General features: G+C 72.0%; 10 protein-coding genes. 2 read left to right on the top strand and 8 right to left on the bottom strand.

Translation table 11 applies throughout. From position 1 onward, the window contains the following. Positions 1-120 precede the first annotated feature (120 nt). Complete coding sequence (locus ACIA6T_RS01565) at positions 121-915, bottom strand: class II aldolase/adducin family protein (RefSeq protein ID WP_399444527.1); 795 nt, start codon at positions 913-915, stop codon at positions 121-123. Between the two features lie 126 nt (positions 916-1,041). On the opposite strand from ACIA6T_RS01565, the gene ACIA6T_RS01560 reads away from it, so the two are divergent. Continuing rightward, complete coding sequence (locus ACIA6T_RS01560) at positions 1,042-1,521, top strand: pyridoxamine 5'-phosphate oxidase family protein (protein WP_399444526.1); 480 nt, start codon at positions 1,042-1,044, stop codon at positions 1,519-1,521. A 13-nt stretch (positions 1,522-1,534) separates the two neighbouring features. On the opposite strand, the gene guaA is transcribed toward ACIA6T_RS01560, so the two are convergent. Next, positions 1,535-3,115 carry a glutamine-hydrolyzing GMP synthase gene (gene guaA / locus ACIA6T_RS01555; RefSeq protein WP_399444525.1) on the bottom strand — a complete coding sequence of 527 codons (1,581 nt, stop codon included), beginning with the start codon at positions 3,113-3,115 and terminating at the stop codon, positions 1,535-1,537. A 333-nt stretch (positions 3,116-3,448) separates the two neighbouring features. Between guaA and ACIA6T_RS01550 the strand changes: the two genes are divergently transcribed. Next, positions 3,449-3,745 carry a chorismate mutase gene (locus ACIA6T_RS01550; protein WP_385048158.1) on the top strand — a complete coding sequence of 99 codons (297 nt, stop codon included), beginning with the start codon at positions 3,449-3,451 and terminating at the stop codon, positions 3,743-3,745. A gap of 294 nt (positions 3,746-4,039) precedes the next feature. Here ACIA6T_RS01550 and ACIA6T_RS01545 read toward each other — a convergent pair whose 3' ends face one another. The 6 genes from ACIA6T_RS01545 to ACIA6T_RS01520 all read right to left on the bottom strand — a co-directional run bounded on the left by ACIA6T_RS01545 (position 4,040) and on the right by ACIA6T_RS01520 (position 13,836). After that, entirely contained in the window at positions 4,040-5,281 is a 1,242-nt protein-coding gene (locus ACIA6T_RS01545) for a hypothetical protein (protein ID WP_399444524.1), read from the bottom strand. Between the two features lie 268 nt (positions 5,282-5,549). After that, positions 5,550-7,340: a GMC oxidoreductase gene (locus tag ACIA6T_RS01540; protein WP_399444523.1), complete on the bottom strand. Its 1,791-nt coding sequence runs from the start codon at positions 7,338-7,340 to the stop codon at positions 5,550-5,552. A 101-nt stretch (positions 7,341-7,441) separates the two neighbouring features. After that, the gene (locus ACIA6T_RS01535; RefSeq protein WP_399444522.1) at positions 7,442-9,055 is read right to left on the bottom strand and encodes a succinic semialdehyde dehydrogenase; all 1,614 of its coding nucleotides are present in this window, start codon (positions 9,053-9,055) and stop codon (positions 7,442-7,444) included. A 131-nt stretch (positions 9,056-9,186) separates the two neighbouring features. Further along, positions 9,187-10,845 carry a serine/threonine-protein kinase gene (locus ACIA6T_RS01530; RefSeq protein ID WP_399444521.1) on the bottom strand — a complete coding sequence of 553 codons (1,659 nt, stop codon included), beginning with the start codon at positions 10,843-10,845 and terminating at the stop codon, positions 9,187-9,189. Between the two features lie 80 nt (positions 10,846-10,925). Beyond that, complete coding sequence (locus ACIA6T_RS01525) at positions 10,926-12,137, bottom strand: protein kinase (protein WP_399444520.1); 1,212 nt, start codon at positions 12,135-12,137, stop codon at positions 10,926-10,928. An 82-nt stretch (positions 12,138-12,219) separates the two neighbouring features. Then, positions 12,220-13,836 (bottom strand): protein kinase, encoded by a 1,617-nt coding sequence (locus ACIA6T_RS01520; RefSeq protein ID WP_399444519.1) that lies wholly within the window; start codon positions 13,834-13,836, stop codon positions 12,220-12,222. Positions 13,837-13,946 lie beyond the last annotated feature (110 nt).

The following is a 13,946-nucleotide window of genomic DNA, read 5'->3' as shown; positions in this document are numbered from 1 at the left end:
CAAAAAACACGACACAAGTCCCCCACGACGAAAGCGAATTGTGCCCTACCCCGCCGCCTCCCCGTCCGGCAGGCCCGGTCCGGACGGGTGAATTTCACGGCGCCGTGTTGACCTTGCCGTCTACTCCAGCAGATCCGGCTCGCTCCGGCTGATGTCCTGCCACATCGGCTGGTAGTTGATCCACGCCACCAGGTCCCCGCCGAGCTGCTCCCGCGTCGCCACCGCCTGCCGGTGGCCGATGAGGACGGGCCGGCCCGCCGCCTTCGCGGTGAGCTGCACCTGGCAGGACCGCTCCATCGTCACGAACCACCAGGCCGCCGCGTCCACCGAGTCGCCCACGGTGAGCAGTCCGTGGTTGCGCAGCACCAGCGCCTTGCGGGAGCCGAGCACATCCGCGATCCGCCTGCCCTCCTCGGCGTCGACCGTGACACCGCTGTAGGCGTCGTAGAGGGCGTGGTCCTCGTAGAAGGCGCAGCTCTCCTGGGTGATCGGGTCGAGCAGGTCGCCGAGGGCGGCGAGGGCTCGGCCGTGCACCGAGTGGCAGTGGGCGACGGCGACGACGTCGGGCCGGGCCGCGTGCACCTGGGCGTGCACGGTGAACGCGGCCTGGTTGACGTGGTGGCCGCCCTCGACGACCTGGCCGTCCCGGTTGGCGAGCACCAGGTCGCTCACGGTGACCTGCCGGAAGGGCATCCCGAACGGGTTGACCCAGAAGCAGTCGCTGAACTCCGGGTCGCGTGCGGTGATGTGCCCCGAGACACCGTCCTCGTAGCCGAGCCGCCCGAAGAGCCGCAGCGCGCCCGCGAGCCGCTCCTTGCGGTGCCGGCGCTCGTCGTCGACCGACTCGTGCATGGGCGGCATGGCGAAGCGCAGTTTGTCGGTGGGCAGTGGCAGGGGCGGCGTGGGCCCGTGCATGAGTCCTCCCGCGGGGGGTGTGCGTACGGGGCGGAAGTTACCGGCGGGCCGCACCGGACGACAGCTCTGTTCCGTAACGCCGGATACCCGACACAAGATGTCCGGTATCCCCGTCACACTCGGTCCATGCACACCAATTGGGCGGCCTTCACCGCCGCCGAACCGGAGTTCGCGCAGACCGTGGAGGAGCGCTTCGCCGCGTACACCCACCACGTCCTCGCGACCCTGCGCAAGGACGGCTCACCGCGTACCACCGGTCTGGAGGTCCGTTTCCTGGACGGGGAGCTGTGGTTCGGCATGATGCCGGACTCGCTCAAGGCGCTCGACCTGCGCCGCGATCCGCGCTTCGCGCTCCAGGCGAACCCGGGCGACGGTACGGGCATGGGCGGCGGCGACGTCCGGATCGGCGGCCGGGCGGCCGAGATCGCCGACGACGACACCCGGACCCGGCGCGGATACGCCGAAGAGGTGGAACCGCCGGAGCCGTTCCACCTCTTCCGCACCGAACTGACGGAGGTCGTGAGGACCTACGTGGAGGACGAGAAGTACCTCGTCGTCCAGGTCTGGAAGCCCGGAGAGCCGGTGCGCACCCTCAGACGGACCTGAGGACCCGGAAGGGTCACTCCCACTCGATGGTGCCCGGCGGCTTGGAGGTCACGTCGAGGACGACGCGGTTGACGTCCCGCACCTCGTTGGTGATCCGGGTCGAGATCTTCGCGAGGACGTCGTACGGCAGCCGGGACCAGTCGGCGGTCATGGCGTCCTCGCTGGAGACGGGGCGCAGCACGATCGGGTGACCGTAGGTGCGGCCGTCGCCCTGGACGCCCACCGACCGCACGTCCGCGAGCAGGACGACCGGGCACTGCCAGATGTCCCGGTCGAGACCGGCCGCGGTCAGCTCCTCGCGGGCGATGGCGTCGGCCTCGCGGAGCAGGTCGAGCCGCTCCTTGGTGACCTCGCCGACGATGCGGATGCCCAGGCCGGGGCCGGGGAACGGCTGGCGCTGGACGATCTCCTCGGGCAGGCCGAGCTCCTGGCCGACCATCCGGACCTCGTCCTTGAACAGCTTGCGCAGCGGCTCGATCAGCTTGAACTCGAGGTCCTCGGGCAGGCCGCCCACGTTGTGGTGGGACTTGATGTTGGCGGTGCCGGTGCCGCCGCCGGACTCGACGACGTCCGGGTAGAGGGTGCCCTGGACCAGGAACTCCACGGCCGGGCCCTCGTCCGCGATGATCTCGGCCTGGGCCTGCTCGAAGACCCGGATGAACTCCCGGCCGATGATCTTCCGCTTCTCCTCGGGGTCGGAGACGCCCTTGAGCGCGGTGAGGAACCGCTCCTGCGCGTCCACGACCTTGAGCTGTACGCCGGTCGCGGCGACGAAGTCCTTCTCGACCTGCTCGGTCTCGCCCTTGCGCATCAGGCCGTGGTCGACGTACACGCAGGTCAGCTGGGAGCCGATGGCCTTCTGGACGAGCGCGGCGGCGACGGCGGAGTCCACGCCGCCGGACAGACCGCAGATGGCGCGCCTGTCGCCGACCAGCTCGCGGATGGCGTCGACCTGCTCGTCGATGACGTTGCCGGTGGTCCAGTCCGGGGTGAGGCCCGCGCCCCGGTACAGGAAGTGCTCCAGCACCTGCTGCCCGTGCGTGGAGTGCATCACCTCGGGGTGGTACTGGACGCCGTAGAGCTTCTTGTCGTCGTTCTCGAACGCGGCGACCGGGACGATGTCCGTCGAGGCGGTGACGGTGAAGCCCTCGGGGGCGGCGGAGCAGGCGTCGCCGTGCGACATCCAGACGTCCTGCTCGTCCGGGGTGCCCTCGAAGAGGGTGGAGGAGTTCTTGGCGACGTGCAGGTCCGTACGGCCGTACTCGCGGGCACCGGTGTTGTCCACCTGGCCGCCCAGGCTCTGGGCCATGAGCTGGAAGCCGTAGCACATGCCGAAGACGGGGACGCCGGCCTCGAAGATCTCGCGGTCGAGACTCGGGGCGCCCTCCTCGTACACGGACGAGGGGCCGCCGGACAGGATGATCGCCGCGGGGTTCTTGGCGAGGATCTCCTCGACCGGCATGGTGCTCGGCACGATCTCGCTGTAGACCCGCGCCTCGCGGACGCGACGGGCGATGAGCTGGGCGTACTGCGCGCCGAAGTCGACGACCAGGACGGTGTCGGGCGCGTTGGCAGCGGGAGACGCTGATGACACGAGGTGCCTTCCGGCGGTGGGGCGGGGGTCTTGTGCCCCCCAATTCTACCGAGGCGGCGGCGGACCACGTCCCGCCGCCGGAACCGGGCCCCGTCTCACCATGCGGCCCGCGTTGGACAGCCGCGGCCGGCCGGGCATACTTGCCCCATGCTCACGCACCCGACCTTCCTCTTTACCTATGGCGACCGGCCCGCCGGCTGCCATGGTCGTGCTGCTTGAGCAACTGACAAGCGACTTCCCAGGCGCCCCGGGCCGACAAGGTCCGGGGCGCCTGGCGTTTTCCTCCGGACCCTGTCGCTCCGGGGCACCGCACCCCTCCACGAGGAGCCCGGCATGACCACCACCACGACGGAGTCGACCGAGAAGACCGGCGCCCGCACCACCGAGGCCGCCGAGCTGATCACTGGCGCCCGCGAGCGGATCGACGCGCTCGACGACCGGATCATCGGCCTGATGCAGGAACGGATGGCCGTGTCGGCCGTCATCCAGAAGGAACGGATCGCCTCCGGCGGGCGGCGGGTGAACCTGTCCCGCGAGATGGAGGTCCTCGCCCACTACCGGGACGCCCTGGGCAAGCCGGGCACCACGCTCGCGATGACCCTGCTGGAGCTGTGCCGCGGCAGGATCTGAATCCGCGTTCACGGTACAGACGTACGCACGCTCCTCACCCGTACGGCGCGTGACCGGTACCGGAACCGCCTAGTCGGTACCGGTGTCCGCGTCGGCCAGGGGCGGACCCGAGCAGCACCACGCGTGGCTCGCCGGAGCGATGAGACGTGCGGATCGTGTCGTACGTCGTGGGACCTCGCTCCGGAGAAGTGACCGGACGGCAGGGGACAGCGGCCCGGTCACCCCGGAGAACGGCCGGTCCCGGGACGCCCGGGACCGGCCGGCGGAGAGCGCGCGGAAAACCCGCCGTACGCCTCAGGTACGGGACACGACGCCGCAGTCCTCGTCGTCCTCGGCCGGCTTCAGCTCCTTGCTGCGGTCGTACGGGTCGTGTGCCCTCCCGGACGGCTCGGGGCCGGTCCCCCGGTCGGCGAAGAACCCCGGACGGATGAGGCCGTCGCCCTCCCGGCAGTCGTCGTTGGATATCTCGCTGTTGAGGTCGGTGATCCAGATGTGTCCCTCGCCGGCCTGGAACCTGGCCGGGTCCACGGCCTCCACCTCGACCGAACGGCGGACGATGGACCGGCTCACCTCGTCACCGCCGCCGACTCGGGCCATCGGGTACACGAAGGTGTAGTCGGCCTTGATCACGGCCTTCCCGGCCGTTCCCTCCACGGCCTCGACCGTCATACGGCCACGCACCCGCACGTCGCCCGCGAGTTCGACCTCCTCGGGGTCGAACCGGGTGAACGTCCACACCGGGTCGTTCTTCACCGTGGGCTCGCGCAGGGCGGCGCGCAGCTCGGCGAGGTACTCCTTCTCCGCCGGGTCCACGAGGTCCAGCGCCTTCTTCGGAAGGCCGCCCTCCAGTACCGCGGGATCGAGGTTGGAGGCGACCAGGAACTCCTTCGTCCCCTTCAGTACGGCCCGGATCCGGGCGGCGGGGACCCCGTTGACGACCTCCGCCTCGGGCAGCCGGATGGCGTCCGCCCCCGCCTCCCACCGGGCGGCCGGGGACCCGGCGAACGGCTCCTCCCTCGTCGGGATACCGGCGGGGGCGTCGGAGGGCGCGGTGCCGGGACGGGCCGTCTCGGGTGCCAGTGGCGTGGCGTCGGCCGCCCGCGCCCCGTCCGACGTGCCGGAACCCTCACCGAGGCCGCCCGGCAGCCAGGACAGCGCGGCGGACGGATTGACGGCGACCACCGCCAGCGCCGCGGCCACCACCACCCCCACCGCGCTCCAGACCCGGCGCCGGCGCGAAGAGCGGCGGCCGTCCAACACCTGCGGGGCCGGGCCCGTGCGCCACCCCTCGGGCCGGGCGGGCCGGGCGGGCGTCCGCTTCCGGCCCCAGCGGCGCTTCCCGCCGCCACCGGCCGTCCTGGCCTGCGCCTCGTCCATGGCCCGCAGCCGCTCGGTCACCATGCGCGCCCGTGCCGACGGCTCCTTGGGGGCGGAGACACGGATGTCGCGCTCACTGTCCCGGACGAACTTCTCCCAGACGTCGTCAGGGAGGGACGAGGACTCCGGTCTGCGCTCTTCGGACGGCTGCTCGGCCACGGGGTCGCGGACTTTCTCTCGATGGCGGTCGTAGGCGGCAGAGCGTACGCCAGCGATGATCACCCTTCATGTGTGATCCAGCTCACATGAAAATTCCCCGCGTGACAGGACAACCATCCGCGCGCCCTGTTGATCACACTCACTGAGATCCTCACGGACCACACGGACAAGGGAGAAGGACCTGAGCTCGGAGGGGGGCACAGGTCCTTCTCCCTTGTCCGTTTTCCTCTGCGCCGTCTTTCCTCTGCGCCGTCCTTCCCCGGCCGTCTCAGTTCCGCTTCGGCGGCACCGCCGGCATCCCCAGGAACGGCAGCCGCAGCGCGCCGAACGCCTCCGCCGGGACCGCCGGGGACTTCGGCTCGACCGGCTCCAGGCGCCGGTACGCCTCCCCCTGCGCGGGGCGCGGATCGGTCTCGCCCTTGTTGGGCCAGTACGACATCGCCCGCTCGGCCTGCGCCGTGATGGTCAGGGAGGGGTTGACCCCGAGGTTCGCCGAGACCGCCGCCCCGTCCACGACCGAGATGCCGGGGTGGCCGTAGAGACGGTGGTACGGGTCGATCACACCGGTCTCGCGGGACGCGCCGATCGGGCAGCCGCCCAGGAAGTGGGCGGTCAGCGGCATCCCCGTCAGCTCGCCGACGTTGGAGCCGGCGAAGCCGTTGATCTCGGCCGCCAGCGCCGACGCGCCGTCCGTGGCCGCCTTGATCTGCTTGGGGTTGGGGGCTCCGTGGCCCTGCCGGGCGGTGAGCAGCCCGCGGCCGGCCCCGGACGGCTTGAGGTACGTCGTCAGGGAGTTGTCCAGCGACTGCATCACCAGCCCGATGATGGTCCGCTCCGACCAGCGCCGGTTGGACAGCGAACGCATGAGCAGCCAGGGGTGCCTCGCCACGTTGCCCAGCCAGCCGAGCGCCCTGGCCGCACCCGAACCGCGGCCCGCGTACGGCACCTGGAGGATGGACAGCCCGCCCATCGAGTTGGAGCCGCGGCCGTAGCGGACCGGCTCGATGTGGGTGTTCTCGTCGGGGTGGATCGACGACGTGATGGCCACACCGCGGGTGAAGTCGGCCTTCGGCGCGCCGGTGGCCCTGCGGTAGCGGCGGTCGTCGGTCTGCGCGCCGACGAGGGCCTCCGAGTTGGTACGGGTCAGCTCACCCAGCTTGTTCGACAGGTGCGGAAGCTGACCGCCCGCCTTCATGCGGTGCAGCAGCGTCTGGGTGCCGTAGGTGCCGGCGGCCAGGACGACCCGGCGGGCGCGGAAGGTACGGCCCTCGCCCCTGCGGCGGTCGTCGGTGGGGAGCGTGGCGACCGCGTATCCGCCTCGGGAGTCCTCCGTCACCGACACGGCCGTCGTCATGGGGTGGACGACCGCGCCCGCCTTCTCGGCGAGGTGGAGGTAGTTCTCGTTGAGGGTGTTCTTCGCGCCGTGCCGGCAGCCGGTCATGCACTCGCCGCACTCGGCACAGGCCCGGCGCGACGGCCCCGCCCCGCCGAAGTACGGGTCGGGCACCTCCTGCCCCGGCTTCGCCTTCGCCTTCCCGTCGGCGTCCTCGCCGTCGCCGAAGAAGACGCCGACCGGGGCCATGTGGAAGGTGTCGCCCACCCCCATCCGCTCGGCCGCCGCCTTCAGGTGCACGTCCGACGGGGTCATCGTCGGGTTGAGCCGTACGCCGAGCATGCGCTTCGCCTGGTCGTAGTACGGTCCCAGCTCCTCCTGCCAGTCGGTGATGTGCCCCCACTGCGGGTCGTCGAAGAACGGCTTCGGCGGTATGTAGAGGGTGTTGGCGTAGTTGAGCGAGCCGCCGCCGACGCCCGCGCCGGCCAGCACCATGACGTTGCCGAGCAGGTGGATGCGCTGGATGCCGTACATGCCGAGTCTCGGCGCCCAGAGGTAGTTCTTCAGGTCCCAGGAGTTCTTCGGCAGGGTTTCGCGGGTGAAGCGGCGGCCGGCTTCCAGGACGCCGACGGTGTAGCCCTTCTCCGTCAGGCGGAGGGCCGAGACGGAGCCGCCGAAGCCGGAACCGACGATGAGGACGTCGTAGTCGTAAGCGTCTTTGGGCACGGAGAGCTCCCCTTTGAGTTCGCATGCGGGTGGTATGTGGCTGGTCGCGCTCGCGCGGCGGAGCCGCATGTCGATGCAGCCCCGCGCCCCCTTCAGGTCGGTCACCTGAACCGGAGTGCCTTCATCACCTTCAGGCTGCGGCTCATGAAGGCCGCGTACTTCTCGTCGTCCATGCCCAGTGACGGGGCCATCGGGAGGAGGCGCTGATGGGCGACCGTCTGGGCCTCGGTGTACTTGAGGATGCCCTCGGAGCCGTGGCGGCGGCCGAGGCCGGAGTCCTTCATGCCGCCCATCGGCGACTGGACGCTGCCGTACGCGGGGGCGTAGCCCTCGTTGATGTTCACCGTGCCGGTGCGCAGGCGCGCGGCGACCTCGCGGCCGCGTCGGGCGTCCTTCGTCCAGACGGAGGAGTTCAGGCCGTACGGGGTGGCGTTGGCGCGTTCGACCGCCTCGTCGTCGGAGGAGAAGCGGTAGACCGAGACGACCGGGCCGAAGGTCTCCTCGGAACAGACGCTCATCGGGGCCTCGACGCCGTCGAGGATGGTCGGCTCGTAGAAGTAGGGGCCGATGTCCGGGCGGGCCGTGCCGCCCGCGAGCACCTTGGCGCCCTTGGCGACGGCGTCGTCGACGTGCCGGGTGACGGCGTCGAGCTGGCGCTGCCCGACCAGGGAGCCCATGTCGGCACCGTAGGCGAGGGAGGTGCCGAGGCGGATCGCCCTGGTCCGGGCGGCGAAGCGCTCCAGGAAGGCGTCCGCGACCGACTCGTGGACGTACAGCCGCTCGATGGAGATGCACAGCTGGCCGGCGGAGGAGAAGCAGGCGCGGACGGCGCCCGCGGCGGTCTTGTCGAGGTCGGCGTCCTCCAGCACCAGCATGGCGTTCTTGCCGCCGAGTTCGAGGGAGACGCCGACCAGGCGGGCGGCGGCGCCCTGGGCGACCTCGCGGCCGGTGCGGGTGGAGCCGGTGAAGGAGACGTAGTCGGCGTGCCGGACGACCTCGGGGCCGACGACCGGCCCCTCGCCGAGGACGACCTGGAAGAAGTCGGCGGGGAGTCCGGCCTCGATCAGCAGGTCACGGGCCCACAGCGCGGTGAGGCAGGTCTCCGTGTCGGGCTTCATGACGACCGCGTTGCCCGCGACGAACGCCGGGAGCGCGTCGCCGACGGAGAGTTCGAGGGGGTAGTTCCAGGGGGCGATCTGGCCGACGACACCGCGCGGGTGGCGCAGTTCGGTGACCTTCGTGAGGGTCGGCATGGCGCCCGCGTGCCGCTTGGGCCGCAGGTAGGCGGCGGCCCGGCGGCCGTAGTGGCGGGCCGCGACGGCGACGGCCTGCACCTCCTCGTGGGCGTGCAGCCGGGCCTTGCCGGTCTCCAGCTGGATCAGGTCGAGCACCTCGGCCTGGCGGCTCAGCACCAGGTCGTGGAAGCGCAGCAGGACGGCGGCGCGCTCCCGTACCGGGATCCTCGCCCAGACGGCCTGGGCGGCGCGGGCCGCCTCGAAGGCCTTCTCCACGTCCTCGGGCGTCGACTCGGGCAGGTCGGCCAGCTTCTCGCCGGTGAACGGCGTGTGGTTGGCGGTCCGGCCGGAGCCGGCCACGCCCTTGGTGAGCTGGGCGACCAGCTCCGGCGTGACCACGTCGGCGGCGGTGCGGGCACCCGCCGGCGCGGGGGCGAGGGGGTTGGTGCCGGTCGTTTCCCGGGTCTGCGCGTCCGTCATGAGCCGCAGGGTATGCCCGGGGGAACACTTTGTGTACCCGTCGGTAACGGATTCACCCACCGCTCACACATCACGCCAGTGAGCGCTGGCAACAAAGCCCCTGATCAGGGCGTTGACGGACATCGGCCCGTTCAGAGCCGGCGGATGTCCCACGAGTCGGCGACCGTACGGGCGATCTCCCGGCCGGCCTCGGCGAAGTAGCCCTCGCCCGGGTACACGACCCAGAGCCGGTACATGTCGCCGTCCTTGTTCCGGTAGTACATGACCTGCGCCTCGCGCACCAACGCCGGAGTGGTGGTCGTCGTGTAGACGATGGTGTTCGTGGCCGCCTCGCGGTCCTTGTACGTCGTCTCGCGCGGCTTGCCCTTCGGGGCCGGCGTGTCGGCGATCCCCCAGCCGTACTCGCCGTCCTTCAGCTCCTCCCAGTGCGCGAACGCCCGTTCCGAGGCCGATGCCTCGATGTCGCCGTTCCTGTCCTCGGCCTTGATGTCGCGGTCTACCTCGACCCGCACCAGTCCGCTCGGGTCGGTGAAGGAGGCGACGGTCCCGTCCGAGTCCTCGGCCTGCTCGTCCTGCGCGAAGTCCTCGGGCACCGCGATCCCGGCGCCGACCTTGCTCCCGAGGTCGTGCTTCTTCCAGCCGTCCGGCAACGGCCCCGCGAACGGGTCGGCGATCACCAGATACGCGGCCAGCGCTCCCGCGACGACCGCCGCACCCAGCCCCGCCAGCGTCCTGCGGCCGATCCGGACGCCCTTGCCGCCGGCTCCCGCCTCCGGGAACCGGACGGCCTGCGTGGGCTGCGGGACGGGCGGGTTCGCGGCCGTCTCCAGTACGGCACGGACCCGGGCGGCGTCCGGACGGCTCGCCGGGTCCTTCTGCAGCAGACCGGTGATGACCTCGGCCAGCGGCCCCCGCGCGGAGGCGGGCGGTGCCGGGGTGGCGTTGAGGACCGACTGGAGGGTGGCGGGGGTGTTGCTGCGGCGGAACGGCGAGACGCCCTCCGTCGCCGCGTACAGCACCACACCGAGCGACCACAGGTCGGATGCGGGGCCGGGGCGCTGGCCCAGCACCCGTTCCGGGGCGATGTACTCGGGCGAACCGACGAAGCCGCCGGTGTCGGTCAGACTGGTCTCGCCCTCGATCTGCGCGATGCCGAAGTCGGTGAGGACGACCCGGCCGTGCCGGCCGAGCAGCACGTTGTCCGGTTTGACGTCCCGGTGCAGGATGCCCGCCGCGTGGGCGGCCTCCAGCGCGCCGAGCACCTCCAGGCCGACCCTCGCCGCCTCGCGCGCGGAGAGGGTGCCCTCCTCCTGCAGCACGGCGCCCAGTGAACGGCCCTGGACCAGTTCCATCACGATCCACGGCCGGCCGTCGACCACCGCGACGTCATGGACGTTGACCACCGCGGGGTGGTCGAGCCGGGCGGCGGCGCGGGCCTCGCGGCGCATCCGCTCGGAGGCGTTGGAGCGTTCGCGCTCGGGAAGGTGGTCCGGGACGCGGGGCTCCTTGACGGCGACCTCGCGGTCCACGGTCTCGTCCTTGGCCCGCCACACCGTGCCCATGCCGCCGTGCCCGAGCTTGGCGAGCAACCGGTAACGGCCGCCGATCAGCCGCCCGGTGCCCGGGTCGTTCTGCGGCTGCGGCCGCGTCTGTGCCGGAACCACCTCGGTCGGTGCCGCGTACGGGTTGCCGGGGTGCGGAACGGACGTGGGCGGGTTCGGGTTCGGCGGTTGCAGACCAAAACTGGTTGGCTCGTCGGCCCCGTGGCGGGCTCCCCCGTTGCTGCTCATGGTCCATCCATATCGCGCCAAGCCCTCACGTATCCACAGCGGATGCCGACCGGTCACAGACCCGTGACTCTCGCGGGGACTTATCTCCCGTTTACGGGGTTATGCGGCCGGATCGGGGAGCCGGTCGCCGTGGGAGTGGGCGAGGGCGTCGGGGTCCCGGTGGGTGATGCGCTCGCGGGTGTCTCCGGCGCCGTGCTCGCCGGCGTACCGCCCCCGTCGCCGCCCCGGTCCTGCAGGAGCAGCGCCGCCGCGGACACCCCCGCTCCCGCCATGGCGGCGACGGCCAGGGCCGCGACGAGCGCGCCCCTGGCGGGCTGCCGCCGGACCGGACGCGCCTCGGGCCCCCCTCCCGCTTCCTCCCGCCGCACCGGGGACCGCCGACGGGGCGCGTCCCGGTGCGGGGGCAGCAGTCCGGGCGGCGCCGACTCCGGCGTACGGCCCGTCTCCCGGAACGCCCGCAGCATCCGTTCGGCCCGGTCCGCGTCCAGCCGGCGGTCGGGGTCACGCTCCAGCAGGCCGCGCACCACGGGAAGAATCGGTTCTGCCTCGATGGGCGGCCGTATCTCGTCGACCACGACCGCGTGCAGGACCCCGCCGAGGGAGTCCCGCCGGAACGGCGACTCGCCGCTGAGCGCCGTACACAGCAGCGCGCCCAGCGACCACAGGTCGGACTCCGGTCCCGTCCTGGCACCGGACATCCGCTCGGGGGCGGTGTACTCGGGCGAGCCGACGAAGGAGCCGGTCTCGGTGAGCGTGGTGGCGCCCGACACCCGGGCGATGCCGAAGTCGGTGAGGACGACCCGGTCGGTGCCGTTCTCCAGCAGGACGTTGGCGGGTTTGAGGTCGCGGTGCAGCACACCGGCCGTGTGGGCGGCACGCAGCGCGCCGAGCAGGTCGACGCCGATCCGCGCGGCCTCAGCGGCGTCGACCGGGCCCCGCTCGGCGACCCGGTCGGCGAGGGACGGACCGTCGATCAGCTCCAGGACGATGTACGGGCGTTCGTCGTCCTCGACGACGTCGTGGACGACGATGATGTGCGGGTGGCTCAACTGGGCCAGGGCACGCGCCTCGCGCAGGGTGCGGTCCCGCTGCCGCCGGGCGTCCGCCGCGGAGAGCGTCTCGTCGAGGGGGAGCTCCTTGACGGCGACACCCCGTCCGAGCAGTTGGTCGGTGGCCCGCCAGACCACGCCCATGCCGCCACGCCCGAGCCTCGCCTCCAAACGGTAACGGCCCGCTATGACACGGCCGTTGGTCCTGGCGGTCGCGTTCTCGGCGTCCCCGTCGGTCCCCATGGGCCCATCATGCCCCACCGGATGTGTGCCCTCCGGTACGGCGATTCGGCCAAGCGGCGCGCCTCCGCGCCCGCCACGGGGGTCAGGGCTCGCGCCACCCCTTCAGGACCGTCTCGAACTGCTCGCTGGTCGTGGCCCAGTCCTCGGCCGGCCCGGACATGTAGAGGGCGTACTCGATCCCGTCCCACGAGATGTACATCTGGTCGACCGCCCGGCGCGGTCCCGGAAACCCGGTGTCCTTGGCCAGCGCGGTCCAGGTGTACTCCAGCCGGGCGCTCTCGCGGTCCCGGTAGACGCGGCGGTCCAGCCCCAACCGCTGGTAGTCGACCAGACGCTGCCCTATCTGCCGGTCCAGGGAGCTCAGGTGCTCGTACGGGTCGTCGAAGTCGGACGAGTCGTCGACGGCGATGCGGATGAAGTGCTTGCCGCCGTCGGGCGTGTAGTCGACCTGCCGGGTCTCCTCGTCGAAGACCTCGCGCTCCCAGTCCGCACCGGGCAGGGCGATGCTGAAGCCCCAGGGGTCGTCGCGGCGCACCCAGCCCTCCGGAAGGTTTCCCGGTGACCTGGTCTCCCCCGTCTCCGTGGGGCTGGACGTCGGGGCCGGGGAGGGACCGGCGGTGGTGGTGCCCCGGTCCTCCTGCTGCTGGAGCATCACCGCGGTGCCCCCGCCGATGATCGCCGCCAGGACGACGACCAGGGCGATCACCCGCCCGCGCACCCGCCGACGAGGCGCGGCGGGCGGCCCGTACGGCTGCTGGACGACCGTGGGGCCGCCCTGCGGATACCGCGGGACCGCCTCGGGCCCGGCCTCGTACGGCCGGGGGGCAGGGGCGTCGACGGCCTGGGTCGGCACGTACACCTGCGCCGCATGCGGACGCCGCCCCTCCGCCACCTCGGCGAGCAACTGCTCGGCCTGGGCCGCGTCGGGGCGGGTGGCCGGATCCTTGCGCAGAAGTGCGCTGATGACGGGCCCGAGGGGGCCGGCGTGCCGCGGTTCCTCGGCCTCCTCCTCGACGACCGCCTGCATGGTGGTCAGCGGTGACGTGCGGCGGAACGGGGACAGGCCCTCCACCGCCGTGTACAGCGTCGCGCCGAGCGCCCACAGGTCGGAGGAGGGGCCGGGGTCGTGGCCGCGGACCCGCTCGGGCGCGAGGTAGTCGACCGAGCCGACGACCTCACCGGTGCGGGTGATGGCCGTGTCGCCGTCGATCTGCGCGATGCCGAAGTCGGTGAGCAGCACCCGGCCGTCCCGGCCGAGGAGGACGTTGCCGGGCTTGACGTCACGGTGCAGTACGCCGGCGGCGTGCGCGGCGCGCAGGGCGCGCAGCACCCACAGGCCGACGCGCGCGGCCTCGCGGGGATCGACGCGCTCCTGCTCCTTCACCGCGTCGGCCAGCGAATGGCCCTCGACCAGTTCCATCACGATCCACGGCCGGCCGTCGTGCTCCAGCACGTCGTGCACGGTGACGACGGCGGAGTGGTTGATCCGCGCGGCGGCCCGTGCCTCCGCGCGGGTGCGTGCCAGCAGCGTGGCCTGTTCGCTGTCGGAGACGTAGAGCGCCGCGGTCAGTTCCTTGATGGCGACGACCCGGTGCAGCACCTCGTCGTGGGCGCGCCACACCCGGCCCATGCCACCGCTCCCGATGGATTCACCGAGCCGGTAGCGGCCCGCGACGAGCGAGCCCTGCGTCTGATTCACGTTGCCCCGCAATGGTCTTGACAGGGCCAGCGTAAGTACCCCGGTGCGTCCTGGGAACCGAGGGGGTGCCATGGAGACCGCACTGTGACAGTTGTCGCTGTATGGGGCGT

It is taken from the genome of Streptomyces sp. NPDC051740, assembly GCF_044453165.1.
Lineage (GTDB): Bacteria > Actinomycetota > Actinomycetes > Streptomycetales > Streptomycetaceae > Streptomyces > Streptomyces atrovirens.
The sequence above is the reverse complement of the archived record's forward strand: the minus strand, read 5'-3'. Positions and strand labels throughout refer to the sequence as shown.